The sequence below is a fragment of the Streptomyces sp. BBFR102 genome, assembly GCF_051397025.1.
Lineage (GTDB): Bacteria > Actinomycetota > Actinomycetes > Streptomycetales > Streptomycetaceae > Streptomyces.
Genome location: NZ_CP195757.1, coordinates 289,679 through 307,007 on the forward strand (window position 1 = coordinate 289,679; position 17,329 = coordinate 307,007).

The following is a 17,329-nucleotide window of genomic DNA, read 5'->3' on the forward strand; positions in this document are numbered from 1 at the left end:
GCCCCGGTCAGCGCAGGTCGAAGACGAGGCGGGCGGTCACCTTGCCGTCCAGCACCTCGTCGATCGAGGTGTTGATGTCCTCCAGGCGGCGGCTCTCGCGGACGACGCGGGTACGGCCGAGTTGCTGGAGCCGGAAGACGTCCACCAGGTCCTCGCGGGTGCCGACGATGGAGCCGGTGACCGTGATGCCGCCCAGCACGGTGTCGAAGACCGGGATCGACAGCTCGCCCTCGGGCGGCAGCGCCACCAGGACGAGGGTGCCGCCCCGGTTGAGCGACTCGTAGGCGGCGCGGAACGAGTCGTTGCTGACGGCCAGCGAGATGGCCGCGTCGGCGCCGCCGAGCCGCCGCACCTCCTCGGCCACCTCCTGGGTGCGGGCGTCGATCACGTGGTCCGCGCCGAGATCGCGGGCGAGCTGGAGCTTCTCGTCGGTGATGTCCACGGCGATGGTCTCGGCGCCGAAGATGTTGGCGTACTGGAGGGCGAGGTGGCCGAGCCCGCCGATGCCGGAGACCAGGGCCCGCTTGCCGGGGCGGGCGCCGGAGAGCTTGACCGCCTTGTACGTGGTGACCCCTGCGCAGGTCAGCGGGGCGGCGTCGAGCGGGTCGATGCCGTCGGGGACGGGGACGACGTAGTTGCCGTTCGCCAGGGCGTACTCGGTGTGGCTGCCGTCGACGGAGTAGCCGCTGTTCCGCTGCTCCAGGCAGAGCGTCTCCCAGCCGGTGACGCAGTACTCGCAGTGCCCGCACGCCTCGCCCAGCCAGGGGATGGCGACCCGCTGGCCGATCTGCACGTGGTCCACCTGGTCGCCCTTGGCCTCGACGATGCCGATGCCCTCGTGGCCGGGGACGAACGGCGGGCTGGGCTTGACCGGCCAGTGGCCGCGGGCGGCGTGGATGTCGGTGTGGCAGAGCCCGGAGGTCTCCATCCGTACCAGCACCTGGTGCCCCGCGGGCTCGGGCACCTCCCGCTCCTCGACCACGAGCGGCTCGGTGAAGCTGCGGACCACGGCTGCCTTCATGAGGTACTCCCTCTGCTGCGGGCGGTTGGCGCACGACGCCGGACAACAGGCTAATTCGCCCCGCTTTGTCTCGCTTGCCCACAGGCGGCCTCCGCCGCTCGGAAGCCCCTCCCGGCGGAGTCGGCCTCAGCTGACGCGCATGCCTGCCGGAGTGCGGGCGCCGACCGGACCCCGGACCTCGCCGGTTCCTTCGAAGAGGGTGCAGACGGCGGCGGGGGCTGGCTTTGAGGCGCTTCTCGCCGGTGAACGCCCGGTGAGCCCGGACGGTGTTGCGCCCTGCGTCGCGTTCCACCGGACGCCTCGGGCGGTACGGGGCCCGGCCGGGGTCTGGTTCAGGCGCGGTCGCGGGGCCGACTGCCGGGGCACTCGCGGTGCAGGAGGACGTCCGGCCGGGCCCCGGACACGGCCTCCACCGCGATCCGGTCGTACTCCTCGCTGTACAGGATGGGCTTGTCACAGCGGGCGCAGATGTTCACCGGGGTCTCCTCCGGGAGGGTGTGGCGGGCGAGAGTACGGGGGTGTCGGCAGGTGCGGTGCCCGGCAGCGGTGTCCGGGCCGCACGGCCCGCCGCACCGGTCGCAGACCCCGCGCACCTCGCTGGGGCAGCAGGGGCACACGCACCGGTACCGCATCGCGGGCCAGGGCCTACCGCCGACGTACAGGTCGAAACTGCCCGTGCAGAAGGCGTGCTCCTGGATGCGGCACGCCGAGCAGAGCCGGCCGGTCACGACCGGGCCCGGTGGCACGACGGGCAGGCGCGGGGGAACCACCGGGCCCCCGGGTACTGCGGGTGCGGGCGGATACCGAGGTCCACGGCTGCCGTCGTGGCCAGCGGCGCCTCGCACCACACGCAGCGCGCCCCGCGCAGCTGCCCGTCGGTGAGCTGTGCCGGCTGCGGTAACTGCATGGTCGTCATGGCGCCCCCGTTGCTGCGGATCAGGTACGGCGCACGGTAAGCCGGGGTACAACGGACGCAGGCACGCAGAGTGCGTGCGTTGTCACAGGGATGGCCATGGATGCTGCTCACCTCGGCCGGCGCATCGCCTACTGGCGTGACCAGCGCGGACTGACCCAGGCTGACCTCGGCCGCCTCATGGGCCAGTCGCGCCGCTGGGTGCAGGACCTCGAAGGCGGGCAGCGGCAGACCGACCCGCGCCTGTCCGTTCTGCAACGGGCGGCGCACGCCCTGCGCATCCCCCTGGACCGCCTCGTGGCCGACACACCGCCGCCTTCGGCCGCCACCACACCGCCGGCGGACGTCGCCGCGCTCATCGATTCCCTCCACGCCCCCTCCCCCTCCGGCCGGAAGGTGCCGATCGGCGCGCTACACCGCCGCATCGCCTACTGCTGCCAGGCGTGGGAGGCGTGCCACTACACGGCCGCCGCCCGCGAACTCCCCCGCGTGCTGGCCGACGCGCACCGCACCGCCGACACCGGCCCCGCTGCCGCCGTGCTCCTCTCACGTGCCTACCAGCTCACAGCATCACTGCTGTTCAAGTACGGGGACGGCGCCCGCACCCCGGCCGTCCTCGCCGCCGACCGCGCCCTCGCGGCCGCCCAGCAGTCGGGTGACGCGGTCGCGATCGGCGCGGCGTCACGACGCGTCGCCCGCGGCCTGATGCATCAGCAGCGGTACGGCGCCGCCGCCGGGTACGCCACCGCCACCGCCGAAACCCTGCGCCCCGCCCTGGAGACCGGCGGCGCCTCCGGCCTCTCCACCCTCGGCATGCTGTACCTCGTCGCCGCCATCGCCGTGACCGGAGACGGCCGCTCGCCACACACCGTCAAGGTGGCCGCCGACACGCTCGGCGCGGCAGGCGACGTCGCAGCCCAGCAAGGCGAGCAGGGCGCGGACTACACCAGCTTCGGCTCGACCAACGTCGCCCTTCACGAGGTGGACGTGGCCCTCCGCCTGGACGACGCCTGGTCGGCCGTCGAGTCGTCGGCCGACATCACCCCTGGAGCGCTCCGCGCGCTGAGCCGGGAACGGCAGGCCCGGCACCTCGTCACCACGGCACGCGCTCGGGCCTTGACCCGGGACCGCAGTGCAGCTGTGCGGGACCTTCTCGACGCGGAGCGCCTGGCGCCCGAGGAGGTGCGGCGGCCTTCGGTGAACCGCCTGGTCGAGGAACTCATGGAGCTGGTCCCCGTCCCCGGACCGGAGTTGACCGGCCTCGCCCGCCGGTGTGGACTGCCCGCATGACTCGCCCCGTGCTCTACCTGATCGCGACCGCTGCGGGCCCCGCCCAGTACGTGGACGACGGCGTCCGCGCGGCACAGGCAGCCGGCTGGGACACCTGCCTGCTCCTCACCCCGACCGCCGCGACGTGGTGGGCCGACTCCCTGGCCGAGCTGGAGACCCTGACCGGGCACCCGGTCCGGCATCGGTACACCCTGCCCGGCCAGTCCGGCGGCCTGCCGAAGGCGGACGCGATGCTCGTCGCGCCGCTCACCACCACGTCCGCCTGCAAGTGGGCGGCCGGGATCACGGACACGGTGGCGCTGGGCCTACCGGCCGAAGCGGTCCACCTCGGCGTGCCGGTGGTGGCCGCGCCCTTCTGGTCCACCGCGCTCGGGGCGCAGCCAGCAGTGAGCAAGGCGGTGGAGACCTTGCGGGAGCAGGGGGTGCGGGTGGTGTTCACCGAGGGGGAGCCGCACCAGCCGAAGCAGGGCGCAGCCTGCGGTTTCGGGTGGAACCAAGCCCTTGCCGAGGTGGAACGCGCTGCCGGTGAGGGCCGCTAGTCTGCCCCCGTACCCTCCCCGCCCACGGTCCCGCCGCGCCCCGCCGCGGGCGGTGAACGTGGAGATCCGCGCGCTGATGCCGCGCTCGGGAGGCCGCCGGTCCGCCGACGACGAGCCCGGTACGAGCGGCTGCTCGCGGAGTGGGCGGAGGCGGTCCGTGATGCCGTCCGTCGGCATGAGGTCCAGCGCGGCGCCCACCCGCCACTGACGCCGACGCCGCACAACAACGCAGGGCGCGACACGGAGCTGAAGCCAGAAGCCGATCTTCCGCATTCCGTCCCCGGCGCCCACTCGCGACGCTTCCAGGGACGCAACGAAGCCCCTCCCGTCTTGAGGAGGGCTTCGTTGCGTCCGGAGCCGCTCAGCGGATGGGCATGCCCGCCAGGGTGCGGGCGATGACCAGGCGCTGGATCTCGCTGGTTCCTTCGAAGATGGTGTAGATGGCGGCGTCGCGGTGCATCCGCTCCACCGGGTATTCGCGGGTGTAGCCGTTGCCGCCGAGGATCTGGATGGCCTGGGCGGTGACCTTCTTCGCCGTCTCGCTGGCGAAGAGCTTCGACATGGAGCCCTCGGCGGCGGTGAACCGCTTGCCGTTGACTGCCATCCAGGAGGCGCGCCAGACCAGCAGCCGGGCCGCGTCGACAGAGGTCCGCATGTCGGCGAGCTGGAAGGCGACGCCCTGGTTGTCGATGATCGGGCGGCCGAACTGGGTCCGCGTCTTGGCGTACTCCAGGGCCTCCTCGTAGGCGGCGCGGGCGGTGCCGACGGCCATGGCGCCGACGGCCGGGCGGGACGCCTCGAAGGTGGCCATGGCGGCGTTCTTCACGCGCTCGCCGCCGCTCCTGGCGCGCTCCCGGGCGCGGGCCAGGCGCTCGTCGAGCTTCTCCTTGCCGCCGAGCAGGCAGGAGCCGGGGACGCGGACGTCCTCCAGGACGACCTCGGCGGTGTGCGAGGCGCGGATGCCGTGCTTCTGGAACTTCTGCCCCTGGGAGAGGCCGGGAGTGTTCGGCGGCACGATGAAGGAGGCGTGGCCCTTGGAGCCCAGTTCGGCGTCGACCACGGCGACGACGACGTGGACGTTGGCGATGCCGCCGTTGGTCGCCCAGGTCTTGGTGCCGTTGAGCACCCACTCGTCCTTCGCCTCGTCGTAGACGGCGCGGGTCCGCATGGAGGCGACGTCGGAGCCGGCGTCGGGCTCGGAGGAGCAGAAGGCAGCGACCTTGACGTCGTTGGCGTCGCCGTACATCTGGGGTATCCAGGTGCCGATCTGCTCCTCGGTGCCGTTGGCGAGGACGCCGACGGCGGCGAGGCCGGTGCCGACGATCGACAGGGCGATGCCCGCGTCACCCCAGAACAACTCCTCCATCGCCATCGGGATGCCGAGGCCGGTGGGGTCGAAGTACTGCTGCGCGTAGAAGTCGAGGGAGTAGATTCCGACCTTGGCGGCTTCCTGGATGATCGGCCAGGGGGTCTCCTCCCGCTCGTCCCACTCGGCGGCGGCCGGGCGGATCACGTCGGCGGCGAAGCCGTGCAGCCAGTCCCGCACCTCTTTCTGCTCGTCGTTGAGCTCCATGGTGAACTCGGCCATGACCCCTCCAGCTGCTTGTTACTTGCGGTAACGCGAGTCTGTTACCGGTCGGTAGCATCTGTCAACCTCCACCACCGGGGCGCTCACGCCCGGCCGCCCGGTCACAGTCGGCGAGGCCCAGGGTGTTACGTTGCCGAGGCGTCACGAATGAGCAGCCGGCGGGGAGAATCCATGGAGACCACACAGCGGACCGCCGAGCAGCGGGCCGCCCAGCGGCGCCGCGAACTGCTGGACGCCGCGGACCGGGTGGTCCTGCGGGACGGCCCCGGCGCCTCGATGAACGCCATCGCCGCCGAGGCCGGGATCACCAAGCCGATCCTCTACCGGCACTTCGGCGACAAGGGCGGCCTCTACAGCGCGCTGGCCAAGCGGCACACCGACGCACTGCTCGCCTCACTGCGGGCCGCGCTGGACGCCCCCGCCGACCGCCGGGAGCGGGTGGAGGCGACCCTGGACACCTACCTGGCGGCCATCGAGTCCCGGCCGCAGGTCTACCGCTTCCTGATGCACCCCGCCGAGGGCGACACCGCCTTCGGCGCGGGCCGCCACTCGGCGCCGCTGCTGCGGCTGATGGGCGAGGAGCTGGCCGAGGTCGTCGCCGAGCGCGTGGACCTCGGACCGCGCGGCGACGAACTGGCCCGCGCCTGGGGACACGGCATCGTCGGCATGATGCACGCCGCCGGGGACTGGTGGCTCTCGGACCGCCCGTGCGGACGCGCCGCCCTGGTGAGCGCCCTGGCCGACCTGCTGTGGGGCCGGCTCGCGGCGGCGGGGGACAAGGCCGGCGGCCCCGGGTTCTGACACGGCCGGCATCTGCCTGGCAAGAGCAGTGCTCTACCCCTCCCGCTCCCCCGCCCACGGCGCCCGGGCGGCCGCCCGCAGCACTCGGCGGCGGCGCAGGCCGGTGAGCCGGTCGACGTAGAGGGTCCCCTCCAGATGGTCGCTCTCGTGCTGAAGGCAGCGGGCGAAGAAGCCGGTTCCGTGCACCGAGCGGGGCTCGCCGCGCAGGTCCACCCCCTCCACCACCGCGTGGTCGTACCGCTCGGTCCCCGCCTCCAGACCCGGCAGCGACAGGCACCCCTCCGGGCCCCGGACCACCACGCCGTCGGCCTCCACCAGGCGGGGGTTGACGAGGTGGCCGAGGTGGCGGCGGTCCTCGTCGTCCGGGCAGTCGTACACGAAGACGCGCAGCGGTACGCCGATCTGGTTGGCGGCGAGGCCCACCCCCCGGGCGGCGTACATGGTGGCGAAGAGATCTTCCACCAGGCGCTCCAGTGCGGGGCCGAAGTCGGCGACCTCCTCGCAGGGGGCGGCGAGGACCGGGTCGCCGAGCAGGGCCAAGGGCCGGACACGTCCGGTGCTGCCCGGAATGGAACGCTGTCGCATGGTGATCAGCGTACGCAGGACGGCGCGGCGGACGGGCGGGCAGGTGCCGCGGTTCGGGGCCGGGCGCGTCAGTCGATAGGCTGATCCCGACCGCACGCCCCCCGGCCGGTGTGCGGTGCCCAGGGGCGACAGCCGAGGCGCACACGGTGCGACGGCGAGCCGCCGGGTGTGAGGCGCGGGCGCGGACGCAAGGAGGAGCTAGGACGATGGCAGGCAACACGGAGCCGCTGTCGCCGCGGGCCAAGCTGGCCGTGACGGCGGGAAGGGCGGCGGCGGCGGTGTCCCGCGCCGCGGGCCGCGGCAGCGGATCGGTGATCGGCGGCAAGGTGGCCCTCAGGCTCGACCCCGATCTTCTGGCGCGGCTCGCGCAGCACCTGGACGTGGTCCTGGTCTCGGCGACCAACGGCAAGACGACGACGACCCGGCTGATCGCCGAAGCGCTGCGGGCGGCCGGACCGGTCGTCTCCAACGCACTCGGCGCCAACATGCCGGCGGGCATCACCTCGGCGCTGGCGGGCGGCTCCGACGCCAAGTTCGGCGTGATCGAGGTCGACGAGAAGTACCTGGCGGGGGTGGCCCGCGACGTGACGCCGAAGGCCATCGCACTGCTCAACCTCTCCCGCGACCAGCTCGACCGCGCCGCCGAGACCCGCATGCTGGCCGAGAAGTGGCGTGAGGGCCTGGCCGGCTCGAAGGCCGTCATCGTCGCCAACGCCGACGACCCGCTGGTGGTGTGGGCCGCCTCCTCCTCGCAGCAGGTGGTCTGGGTCGCGGCCGGGCAGGCGTGGAAGGACGACGCCTGGTCGTGCCCCTCCTGCGGCGGCGTCATGCAGCGCCCCGGCGACGACTGGTTCTGCGGTCAGTGCGGCTTCCGCCGCCCGACGCCGACCTGGGCGCTCACCGGCGACCACGTGCTGGACCCGCACGGCTCGGCCTGGCCGATCCACCTCCAGCTGCCGGGCCGCGCCAACAAGGCCAACGCCACCTCCTCGGCGGCCGTCGCCGCCGTCTTCGGCGTACCGCCGCAGGTGGCGCTGGAGCGGATGTACCAGGTGCAGGCGGTGGCCGGGCGGTACGACGTGGTGTCGTTCCTCGGCCGCGACCTCAGGCTGCTGCTGGCGAAGAACCCGGCCGGCTGGCTGGAGACCTTCTCCCTGATCGACCCGCCGCCCACCCCGGTCGTCCTCTCCGTCAACGCGCGTGGCGCCGACGGCACCGACACCTCGTGGCTGTGGGACGTGGACTACACGCAGCTGGCCGGACACCCGATCTTCGTGATCGGCGACCGCAAGCTGGACCTGGCGGTGCGCCTGGAGGTCGCGGGGCTGGACTTCCGGGTCTGCGAGACCCTGGACGAGGCGGTGCAGTCCGCGCCGCCCGGCCGGATCGAGGTCATCGCCAACTACACCGCGTTCCAGGACGTGCGCCGCCGCGTCGGCAACTGATCCGCCCCAGCCCGTTAAGGACACCACAGCATGAGCGACAACAGCCTGCGTCTGGTCTGGGTCTACCCGGACCTCCTCAGCACCTACGGCGACCAGGGCAACGCCCTGGTCGTCGAGCGCCGGGCCCGGCAGCGGGGGCTGGACGTGACGCGGATCGACGTCCGCAGCGACCAGCCGGTGCCGACCTCCGGCGACATCTACCTGATCGGCGGCGGCGAGGACCGGCCGCAGCGGCTCGCGGCCGAGCGGCTGCACCGCGACGGCGGCCTCTCCCGCGCCGTCGGCAACGGCGCCATCGTCTTCTCGGTCTGCGCCGGCTACCAGATCCTCGGCCACGAGTTCATCAACGACCAGGGCCAGCGCCAGGCCGGCCTCGGCCTGCTGGACGTCGTCTCGACCCGGGGCGAGGGCGAGCGGTGCGTCGGTGACGTGCTCGCCGACATCGACCCGCGCCTGGGCCTGCCCCAGCTGACCGGCTTCGAGAACCACCAGGGCGTCACCCACCTCGGCCCCTCGGCCAGCGCCTTCGCCAAGGTCCGGATGGGGCGCGGCAACGGCACCGGCGACGGCACCGAGGGCGCCTTCAACGGCACCGTCTTCGGCACGTACATGCACGGTCCGGTCCTCGCCCGCAACCCGCTCATCGGCGACATGCTGCTGAAGCTGGCGCTGGACGTCAACGCGCTGCCCCCGGCCGACGACCGCTGGTACGAGGCGCTGCGCGCCGAGCGGATCGCCGCCGCGACCCAGCAGCCGGCCTGACCGCGACCGGCGCTCCCAGGCGTCCCACGGCGCCGCTCCCCGACCCGGGGGCGGCGCCGTCCGCGTACCCGCCGCAGGTCAACCCACGTGGCCCCGGCGGGAGTTCCCCGCAAGCCGCTGAACTGCGCCAACTCCGCTCAAACGACGGCCTCTTCGCACACTTGACAGACGTCCATCAGGCGGACTCCGGATTCGGAAACGAGCCCTCGTCGCCGGTAGGGTGACGGCCATCCAGCCGGACGACGTGGTCCGGTCTCCGCCCTCGTTGCAAAGGTTCTGCGGGCCATGCGTATTGGTGTCCTCACCTCCGGCGGCGACTGCCCCGGTCTGAACGCCGTCATCCGTTCGGTCGTACACCGCGCCGTGGTCGACCACGGTGACGAGGTCATCGGATTCCACGACGGCTGGAAGGGCCTGCTGGAGTGCGACTACCGCAAGCTGGACCTGGACGCCGTCTCCGGCATCCTGGCCCGCGGCGGGACCATCCTCGGCTCCTCCCGGGTGCAGCCGGCCCACCTGCGCGGCGGCGTCGAACGCGCCCGCGGCCATGTCGCCGAGCTGGGCCTCGACGCGATCATCCCGATCGGCGGCGAGGGCACCCTCAAGGCGGCCCGGCTGCTCTCCGACGCGGGGCTGCCCATCGTCGGGGTGCCGAAGACCATCGACAACGACATCGCCGTCACCGACGTGACCTTCGGTTTCGACACCGCCGTCGGTGTCGCCACGGAGGCGCTGGACCGGCTGAAGACCACCGCCGAGTCCCACCAGCGGGTGCTGATCGTCGAGGTCATGGGCCGCCACACCGGCTGGATCGCGCTCCACTCGGGCATGGCCGCCGGAGCGCACGCCATCGTCGTCCCGGAGCGGCCCTTCGACATCGAGGAGCTGACCCGGGTGGTCGGCGAGCGGTTCTCGATGGGCAAGAAGTTCGCCATAGTGGTCGTCGCCGAGGGCGCGAAGCCCGTCGAGGGCACCATGAAGTTCGACGTGGGCGGCACCGACGTCTACGGCCACGAGCGGTTCGCCGGGGTGGCCCAGCAGCTCTCCATCGAGCTGGAGCAGCGGCTCGGCAAGGAGGCCCGCGCGGTCATCCTCGGCCACGTGCAGCGCGGTGGTACCCCCACCGCGTACGACAGGGTGCTGGCCACCCGGTTCGGCTGGCACGCGGTGGAGGCCGTGCACCGCGGGGAGTTCGGGAAGATGACGGCGCTGCGCGGCACGGAGATCGACATGGTGCCGCTCGCCGAGGCGGTCGAGACGCTGAAGACGGTCCCCGAGGCGCGGTACGCGGAGGCGCAGACGGTCCTCTGACCGCGCCCGTCCGCCGCCACACACGGAAACGGCGCCCCCGGCCGCCGACGCGGCCGGGGGCGCCTCTAGTCTGGTGCGGACATCCCGTACGAATCCTTCCGTACGGCGCCGGACCTTTCCCGTGGGAGCGCGACACATGGATCACAGCGGGCACGGCATGATGACGGATCTGCCGCCGTTCACGCTGAGCCGGGGCCTGGAGCCGTCGTTCAACGGCTTCTTCCTCTTCGCCTGCCTGCTGGGGCTGGCCCTCTACGGCTGGGGCGTGGCACGGCTGGTGGCGCGCGGCGACCGCTGGCCTGTGGGCCGGACCGTCTCGTTCGTCATCGGCGTGCTGACCCTGCTGCTGGTGATGTGCACCAAGCTGAACGACTACGGCATGGTCATGTTCAGCGTGCACATGGTGCAGCACATGGTGATCAGCATGCTGACGCCGCTCCTGCTCCTGCTGGGCGCGCCGATCACGCTGGCGCTGCGGGCGCTGCCGGTGGCGGCGCGCGGCCGGACCGGGCCTCGGGAGCTGCTGCTGAAGCTCCTGCACAGCTGGTACATGCGGATCATCACCCACCCCGCCTTCACCATCCCGATGTTCATCGCGAGCCTGTACGGCCTGTACTTCACGCCGCTCTTCGACTTCCTGATGGGCTCGACGGTCGGCCACATCGCGATGATGGTGCACTTCCTCGCCGTCGGCCTGGTCTTCTTCTGGCCGATCATGGGCGTCGACCCGGGCCCGCACCGGCCTGGCTACGTGATGCGGATGCTGGAGCTCTTCGCGGGCATGCCCTTCCACGCCTTCTTCGGCATCGCCCTGATGATGGCCTCGGGGCCGATGATCGGGACCTACCTGCACCCGCCGGCCTCGCTGGGCATCGACGCGCTGAGCGACCAGAGCGCGGCCGGCGGCATCGCCTGGGCGTTCAGCGAGATCCCCTCGGTGGTGGTGCTGCTGGCGCTGCTGTTCCAGTGGCGGCGCTCGGAGGAGCGGCAGGCGCGGCGCAAGGACCGGGCCGCCGACCGGGACGGCGACCAGGAGCTGGAGGCGTACAACGCCTATCTCGCCTCGCTGCACGCCCGGCGGGGCTGACGAGCGGTACGGCAGGTCACCGGCCGGGTCGCAGACCTGGCGGTGCGGGTGCCGGCGGGCGACCATGGAGGCCGAGGCGGTCTCGCACCGGTTCCGGTCCCGGCCGCCGGAAGGAGGCGTCCGATGCACGGTTCCACGAAGACCATGGGGGGACTCACCGTCGGCGCGCTGGTGCTCGCGACCGCGTACTCGGTGGCGCTGGAGAGCAACGGCTGGGTCTGGTTCAGCTGGGTGGTCCTGGCGATGGCCACGGTCAGCATGGTGGCGACCTCGCGCAGTGCGTGAGGCCACGTCCGAAGAGCGACGGACGGGCGGGTTCCCCCGGGGGCCCGCCCGTCGGCGTGTGCGTGGACGCGCCCCGGAGGCCAGAGGGCGAAGACCGGGCCGGTGGCGCGGCCGGGCACGCAGCGCCGGACGGTGCGGGGCAATCCCCCTCAGGGGTGACTCCACACCGACGGGTGAATCGAACAAGGCCCGGGACGAGTGCAGCCCCGACCCCGCTTCGGAGCCACTCGAACCTTCGCACATACGCGCGACACCTCGCCCCGGGGTGACCGTGACCCCTTCTTGATCAGGCACGTTCTCCGGTCGCTCGTATCCGTCGACGACCTCAGCGGAGGACCCGTGCACCTTTGCCCTGTCTCCGGCGCCGCATCCCCGGCGTTCGATCAGCCCCGTTCCGCGCCACCCGTGCCCGTCGGCCGGGTTGACGCGGCACCGCCTGCCACGGACCGGTCCGGTGACCGCCCGGCCGCCGCTGCCCCCCTTGCCGAAGGGGGCCGCCGATGAGCCGGCCGGGGGCCGCCCTGCCCGGACAGCGCAAGCGGCCCGAGCCCCCGGCGCCGGACGGCCCCGAGCTGCGCTGCGGCGGCCCGGCCGCAGGGGCGGTACCTGAGGTGCCGCTCGGGCGGATGCTGCGGCGCATCCCGGCGGCGCTGGTCAGGACGGTACGCCTGGCCTGGTCGGTCGACCGGTGGATGGTGCTGGCCGTACTGGGCTGCCAGCTCGCCGCCGGGGCCTCGACGGCGGTGACGTTCACCGCCGTCGCCCGGGCCATGACGGTGCTGTTCGGCGCCGGGGACCCGGCCCGGACGGTGCGGGAGGCCGCCCCCGCGCTGCTGCTGGCGGCGGCGGCCACCGGGGCCGGGGCCGGAGCGCGGCTGGTGGCGGAGTGGGCGACCCGGCGCCTCAACCCGAAGATCGCCGGGGCCATGGAACTGGCCCTGGTCGACCTGCACATGCGGGCCGAACTCGACGCCTTCGACGATCCCGGCTTCACCGACCGCAGCCGGGCGGCCGAGACCGGCGTGGGCCGGGCCATGACGCTCACCGAGGACGCCAAGGCGCTCACGGAGGGGCTGGTGCAACTGGCGGTGGCCGCCTCGGTGCTGACCGTGCTGCACCCGCTGCTGCTGGGCGTGCTCGCCCTGTCGGTGGTGCCGCGCGCCGTGGGCGGCGCGGTGGCGGCCCGGATCGACCACCAGGTCTTCGAGGCGTCGGCCTCGGCGCGCACCACCCGGGACGTGATGCGCTGGTTCCTGACCACGCCCGACCTCGCGGACGAGTTGCGGGCCAACACGATGCGGCCGTACCTGTACCGCTGGTACCGAGGGATGTGCGAGCGGGTCGAGGGCCGCGCGCTGGCCGCCGCGCCCCGGTTCCTGCGGGTGGGCGCGGTGTCGGCGGCACTGGGCGGGCTGTTCACCGCGGCGCTCTGGGCGACGCTGGCGGGGCTGGTACTGACCGGGCGGATGCCGGCGGCGACGGCCGGGGCGGCGGTGGTGGCGGCGCAGGGCGCGGGCCGGGCGATGGCCGAGATGGTCCGGTACGGGGCCGCGCTCTTCCACGACGGTCTGTACCTGGACGGCTACCACCGGTTCGTCGCCGACGCCGGGGCGCGCCGGGTGCGCCGGGGCCCCCGGGCCGTGGCTCCCCCGCGCGAGATCCGGCTGGAGGCGGTCGGCTACACCCACCCGGGGGCGGAGCGGCCCACGCTCGGACCGGTGTCGCTCACGCTGCGGCGGGGCGAGGTGGTGGCCCTGGTCGGAGGGAACGGCGCGGGGAAGTCGACGCTGGTCCGGCTGGTCACGGGCCTGGTGACGGCGACCCGCGGGACGGTGCGCTGGGACGGCGCCGACCTCGCGGGGGCGGACGCCGAGTCGGTGTGGCGCCAGGTGGGGCTGGTCCCGCAGAACATCGGAAGGTGGCCGCTGACGGTACGGGAGAACCTCCACCTCGGGCTGCCGGGGGCACCGGGTGACGACGCGCTCGGGCGGGCGGCCCGGCGGGTCGGGATGGCCGAGGCGGTCGGGCGGATGCCGCAGGGCCTGGACACGCTGCTGGCCCGCGCCCTGTGGGGCGGGCACGAGCTGTCCGGCGGCCAGTGGCAGCGGCTGGCCTGCGGCCGGGCCCTGCACCGCTCCCCCGGGCTGCTGGTGCTGGACGAGCCGACCAGCGCGATGGACGCCACCGGCGAGCAGCACGTCCTGGCGGCGGTCCGCGAGGGCGCCCCGGGGCGGATCACGTTGATGGTGACGCACCGACTCGACCATGCCCGACTGGCCGACCGGGTGGTGGTGCTGGCGGGCGGCACGGTGGTGGAGGAGGGACGCTTCGAGGAACTGGCGTCGGCTGGCGGCCCGTTCACCCGGCTCTGCGAGGAGGCAGCGCGGGTGCGCCGCCGCTGAGCGGGGTCCCGCCGGGGAGGGCCGGGGCGGGCCCGGACGCCTCGCGGTGAGAGGCTCCGCAGCGCCTCAGCCCGGCCCTGGCCCCGCTCCGGGATGCACCGGAGGGAGCGTCGTCCGCCGGCCCCAAGGCACCCACCGCCGTGGTCGTGGGGCGGCGGGAACGGGCACGCGCCTGTTCCCGCCGCCCCCGGCACTCCGGCCGACAGGCTCTAGCCGCCGCCCTCCGACCGGCCGGCGATCTTTCCGTACGCCTGTCGGCACGCGACGGACTCGGCGGGACCGTGACGCCGCCGTCGACGGCACCGCGCTCGCGGATTCGCTGGGCCATCGTGAACTCCCCTGGGACAGCGCGCGGTTGATCCGGCCTCCGTGTGGGGGGAGGCACAGGGGGCGCGGCCCGCATCACACAAGGGCGTCGGCGTCCTGGTCGACGAGGGGCGCGTGGGACACCAGGGCGCGGGCGGCGTCGGCGAAGTACTGCTCGTCGGCACCGGGGGCGAGGCCCAGGACCACGCCCTGGGTGAGACCGACGAGCAGGGCCCTGAGCGCGGTCACCAGGCGTCCCGCCTGATGTGCCGTCACCGCCTTCCCGTGGTGCGACCTGCCGGTGAACAACGCGGTCAGGCGGCTCTCCTGCTCCCGTACGGACGCGGCGAGCCGGGAACCGAGGGCGGGGTCGTGCAGGGCCATGTCCAACAGGGTGATCTGCAACGACAGGGCGGCGGTCGCGGCCGGGGTGTCACAGCCGCGCCGGTGGTGCCGGGCGAAGGCTTCGACCGCGGCCAGGAGGTCCGCCTCGGCGGCGACCGCCCGCTCGACCTCTTCGTAGTGCGGTTGCAGATGGTCGGTGACCAAGGCCGCCACCAGGCCGCCCTTGCTGCCGAACAGTGAGTAGACAGCGCCCGTCGTCAGTCCGGCCCGCTCGGCGATCTCGTCCAGCCTGGCGCGGTGCCCGTCCCGGGAGACGACCTGGAGGGCGGCGTCCAGCAGGGCGCGGCGGTTGCGTTCCTTGGCCTCGGCTCTCGTCATTCTCATAACTCCATTATTCCCGTAACGTGGTTACGGGAACAGGAGAGGCATCGGAGAGGGGAACGCTCATGACGCGGGCCAGGACTGTGACACCGGCGGTGAGGCGCCTTGTGACCGGGATCGTCGCCGACGGTGCGTTCAAGGCGCTGCTCGGAGCCGCGTACTTGATCGGCGCCTTCTGGCTCGGCGAGCTGCTGGGGGTGTCCGCCTGGCTGATGGTCGTCTCCGGCGTCGCCCTGCTGATCGGCGGCGGGGCCGAGATCACGTTCGCGCGCAGCCGCCCGGTCCGCACCTGCGTGTGGCTCATGGTCGTCTACGACAGCGGCTGGGTACTGACGGCGCTCGCCGGCCTGCTGACGGCACGGCAGGGCGGCAGCGCCGGAGGCGAGGTGTGGATCGGCTACCAGACAGCCGCGCCGCTCGTGTTCGCCACGCTGTTGCTGATCGCCACCCCCGTGCCGAAGATCCCGGACACCCGCCCGCAGGGCTGCGCACACTGACACGGCGACCCGGCGGTGGGCCACGCCCTTGACGTGCGATGGTGTCGATCACACCGGCACCGGTACCCGACGCGGCAGGTCACGCTGGGTACTAGCGTGTGCCCATGAGCCGTTCCGCGTCGTCCGCTTCGTCCCCCTCCCCCGCCGCTCCCGTCGGGCACGGCGGGGGTCTGACCCTGTCCTGGCCCGACGGTTCGGTGCCCGAGGCGGCCGGGGGCGGGGCCGCCGTGGTGACCGGGGTCTTCGACCTGCTGCACGTGGGGCACGTGCGGTTCCTGGCTCAGGTGCGGGAGCGGGGGCTGCCACTGCTGGTGGGTGTCGAGGACGACCGGCGGACGCGGGGCTGGAAGGGGCCCGCGCGCCCGTTCCAGCCGGCGGAGGAACGGGCGGAGCTCCTGCGTGCCCTCCGCCCGGTCGACGGGACCTTCCTCGTCCACGGCGACCCGTCGGTGACGCACTGGAGCGCCTACGCGGCGCTGCTGGCACCGCTCGCCCCCGGCGCGATGGCCTGGACCGTGCACGACCCGTACACGGAGCAGAAGCGGCGGGCGGCGGCCGAACTGGGGGCGCGGGCCTGGGAGATCGCTGAGACCCCGGGCCGTTCGACGACGCGGATCGTCAGCGGCCGGCTGCCGGGCGGCCTCGGCTGACCGGTCAGGGACGTCCGGCCGGGCCGATGACCTCGGCGGCGGGCGGCGGACCGGGCGGGGTGCCGTCGCCGAAGGGGTGGCCGCCGAGCTCCTCGCGGTGGTGGGGCGAGAGCCAGCCGGTGAGGTCCGGGCCGAGCGGGACGATGCCGGTGGGGTTGATCCCGGTGTGCACCTGGTAGTAGTGCCGCTTGATGTGGTCGAAGTCGACCGTGTCGCCGAACCCGGGGGTCTGGTAGAGGTCCCGGGCGTACGCCCACAGCACCGGGTCCTCGCTGAGCTTCTCCCGGTTGCACTTGAAGTGGCCGTGGTAGACGGCGTCGAAGCGCACCAGGGTGGTGAAGAGCCGCACGTCGGCCTCGGTGATGGTGTCGCCGACCAGGTAGCGGCGGCCCGCGAGGCGCTCGGAGAGCCGGTCCAGCCGGCGGAAGAGAGCCCGGTACGCCTCGGCGTACTCCTCCTGGGTGGAGGCGAACCCGGCGCGGTAGACGCCGTTGTTGACGTCCTGGTAGACGGCGTCCATCACCTCGTCGATCTCCTCGCGCAGCCGCTCCGGGTAGAGGTCCGGGGCACCGGCGCGCTGGAGGTCGGTCCACTGGGTCTCCAGGTCCAGGGTGATCTGCTGGTAGTCGTTGGTGACCAGTTCGCCGCTGGGCACGTCGACGACGGCCGGGACGCTGATCCCGCCGTCGTACTCCCGCTCGCGGGCGCGGTACGCCTCGCCGAGATAGCGGATGCCGAGGACCGGGTCGACACCGTCGGGGTCGAGGGTGAAGCGCCAGCTCCGGTCGTCCTGGACGGGGTCGGTGACGGCGAGCGGGAGGGCGTCCTCCAGCCCGAGCAGACGCCGGACGATCAAGGCCCGGCTGGCCCAGGGGCAGGCGCGGCTGACGACCAGACGGTACCGGCCGGCCTCGACGGGCCAGCCGTCGCGGCCGTCGGCGGTGATGCGGTCGGCGAAGTGGCTGCGGGCCCGTTTGAAGGGCTTGTGGCCGTACTCGGCGTTGCCGCTGGGGTCGGCCGCGGGGGCGGTGGTGGGGCTGCTCATCGCCGGGCTCCTTCCGGTGGGGGTCGGTGGCGGGGACGGTCATCATTCGTTCCCCGTCCGCGGTGTGCGTGGCTCC

At 73.4% G+C, this 17,329-nt stretch carries 18 protein-coding genes; 11 read left to right on the forward strand and 7 right to left on the reverse strand.

All coding sequences use genetic code 11. The annotated features are described in order from the left end of the window. Positions 1-7: 7 nt before the first annotated feature. The 3 genes from adhP to ACSLIC_RS01325 all read right to left on the reverse strand — a co-directional run bounded on the left by adhP (position 8) and on the right by ACSLIC_RS01325 (position 1,937). Positions 8-1,021 carry an alcohol dehydrogenase AdhP gene (gene adhP, locus ACSLIC_RS01315; protein WP_436735825.1) on the reverse strand — a complete coding sequence of 338 codons (1,014 nt, stop codon included), beginning with the start codon at positions 1,019-1,021 and terminating at the stop codon, positions 8-10. 332 nt (positions 1,022-1,353) lie between these two features. After that, a complete protein-coding gene (locus ACSLIC_RS01320; RefSeq protein WP_436735826.1) occupies positions 1,354-1,497 on the reverse strand; it encodes a hypothetical protein in 144 nt (47 codons plus the stop codon). A 248-nt stretch (positions 1,498-1,745) separates the two neighbouring features. Further along, the gene (locus ACSLIC_RS01325) at positions 1,746-1,937 is read right to left on the reverse strand and encodes a hypothetical protein (protein WP_436735827.1); all 192 of its coding nucleotides are present in this window, start codon (positions 1,935-1,937) and stop codon (positions 1,746-1,748) included. Between the two features lie 96 nt (positions 1,938-2,033). Here ACSLIC_RS01325 and ACSLIC_RS01330 point away from each other — a divergent pair, with 96 nt between their 5' ends. After that, entirely contained in the window at positions 2,034-3,224 is a 1,191-nt protein-coding gene (locus ACSLIC_RS01330) for a helix-turn-helix domain-containing protein (protein WP_436735828.1), read from the forward strand. After that, positions 3,221-3,763, forward strand: coding sequence for a flavoprotein (locus ACSLIC_RS01335; protein WP_436735829.1), 543 nt, complete (start codon positions 3,221-3,223; stop codon positions 3,761-3,763). Before ACSLIC_RS01330 ends, ACSLIC_RS01335 begins: the two co-directional genes overlap by 4 nt. A gap of 361 nt (positions 3,764-4,124) precedes the next feature. Here ACSLIC_RS01335 and ACSLIC_RS01340 read toward each other — a convergent pair whose 3' ends face one another. Next, complete coding sequence (locus ACSLIC_RS01340) at positions 4,125-5,351, reverse strand: acyl-CoA dehydrogenase family protein (RefSeq protein ID WP_436735830.1); 1,227 nt, start codon at positions 5,349-5,351, stop codon at positions 4,125-4,127. Positions 5,352-5,522: 171 nt separating this feature from the next. Between ACSLIC_RS01340 and ACSLIC_RS01345 the strand changes: the two genes are divergently transcribed. After that, positions 5,523-6,152: a TetR family transcriptional regulator gene (locus tag ACSLIC_RS01345; RefSeq protein ID WP_436735831.1), complete on the forward strand. Its 630-nt coding sequence runs from the start codon at positions 5,523-5,525 to the stop codon at positions 6,150-6,152. 33 nt (positions 6,153-6,185) lie between these two features. Here the strand turns inward: ACSLIC_RS01345 and def are convergent, their stop codons facing one another. Then, a complete protein-coding gene (gene def, locus ACSLIC_RS01350; protein ID WP_436735832.1) occupies positions 6,186-6,737 on the reverse strand; it encodes a peptide deformylase in 552 nt (183 codons plus the stop codon). Between the two features lie 206 nt (positions 6,738-6,943). On the opposite strand from def, the gene ACSLIC_RS01355 reads away from it, so the two are divergent. The 6 genes from ACSLIC_RS01355 (at position 6,944) to ACSLIC_RS01380 (ending at position 14,029) form a co-directional block, all read left to right on the forward strand. Beyond that, on the forward strand, positions 6,944-8,182 hold the full coding sequence (locus tag ACSLIC_RS01355; RefSeq protein WP_436735833.1) for a MurT ligase domain-containing protein: 1,239 nt from the start codon (positions 6,944-6,946) through the stop codon (positions 8,180-8,182). Positions 8,183-8,212: 30 nt separating this feature from the next. Beyond that, positions 8,213-8,944 (forward strand): type 1 glutamine amidotransferase, encoded by a 732-nt coding sequence (locus tag ACSLIC_RS01360; protein ID WP_436735834.1) that lies wholly within the window; start codon positions 8,213-8,215, stop codon positions 8,942-8,944. Between the two features lie 285 nt (positions 8,945-9,229). Then, positions 9,230-10,255 carry a 6-phosphofructokinase gene (locus ACSLIC_RS01365; protein ID WP_436735835.1) on the forward strand — a complete coding sequence of 342 codons (1,026 nt, stop codon included), beginning with the start codon at positions 9,230-9,232 and terminating at the stop codon, positions 10,253-10,255. A 136-nt stretch (positions 10,256-10,391) separates the two neighbouring features. Then, the gene (locus ACSLIC_RS01370; RefSeq protein WP_436735836.1) at positions 10,392-11,342 is read left to right on the forward strand and encodes a cytochrome c oxidase assembly protein; all 951 of its coding nucleotides are present in this window, start codon (positions 10,392-10,394) and stop codon (positions 11,340-11,342) included. A 123-nt stretch (positions 11,343-11,465) separates the two neighbouring features. Continuing rightward, positions 11,466-11,627: a hypothetical protein gene (locus ACSLIC_RS01375; protein ID WP_436735837.1), complete on the forward strand. Its 162-nt coding sequence runs from the start codon at positions 11,466-11,468 to the stop codon at positions 11,625-11,627. Between the two features lie 611 nt (positions 11,628-12,238). Continuing rightward, on the forward strand, positions 12,239-14,029 hold the full coding sequence (locus ACSLIC_RS01380; RefSeq protein WP_436740241.1) for an ATP-binding cassette domain-containing protein: 1,791 nt from the start codon (positions 12,239-12,241) through the stop codon (positions 14,027-14,029). 402 nt (positions 14,030-14,431) lie between these two features. On the opposite strand, the gene ACSLIC_RS01385 is transcribed toward ACSLIC_RS01380, so the two are convergent. After that, on the reverse strand, positions 14,432-15,058 hold the full coding sequence (locus tag ACSLIC_RS01385) for a TetR/AcrR family transcriptional regulator (RefSeq protein ID WP_436735838.1): 627 nt from the start codon (positions 15,056-15,058) through the stop codon (positions 14,432-14,434). A gap of 68 nt (positions 15,059-15,126) precedes the next feature. On the opposite strand from ACSLIC_RS01385, the gene ACSLIC_RS01390 reads away from it, so the two are divergent. After that, a complete protein-coding gene (locus tag ACSLIC_RS01390; RefSeq protein ID WP_436735839.1) occupies positions 15,127-15,558 on the forward strand; it encodes a hypothetical protein in 432 nt (143 codons plus the stop codon). Positions 15,559-15,662: 104 nt separating this feature from the next. Next, complete coding sequence (locus ACSLIC_RS01395) at positions 15,663-16,208, forward strand: adenylyltransferase/cytidyltransferase family protein (protein ID WP_436735840.1); 546 nt, start codon at positions 15,663-15,665, stop codon at positions 16,206-16,208. A gap of 4 nt (positions 16,209-16,212) precedes the next feature. On the opposite strand, the gene ACSLIC_RS01400 is transcribed toward ACSLIC_RS01395, so the two are convergent. Next, positions 16,213-17,253 carry a glutathione S-transferase family protein gene (locus tag ACSLIC_RS01400; RefSeq protein WP_436735841.1) on the reverse strand — a complete coding sequence of 347 codons (1,041 nt, stop codon included), beginning with the start codon at positions 17,251-17,253 and terminating at the stop codon, positions 16,213-16,215. Between the last annotated feature and the right edge of the window lie 76 nt (positions 17,254-17,329).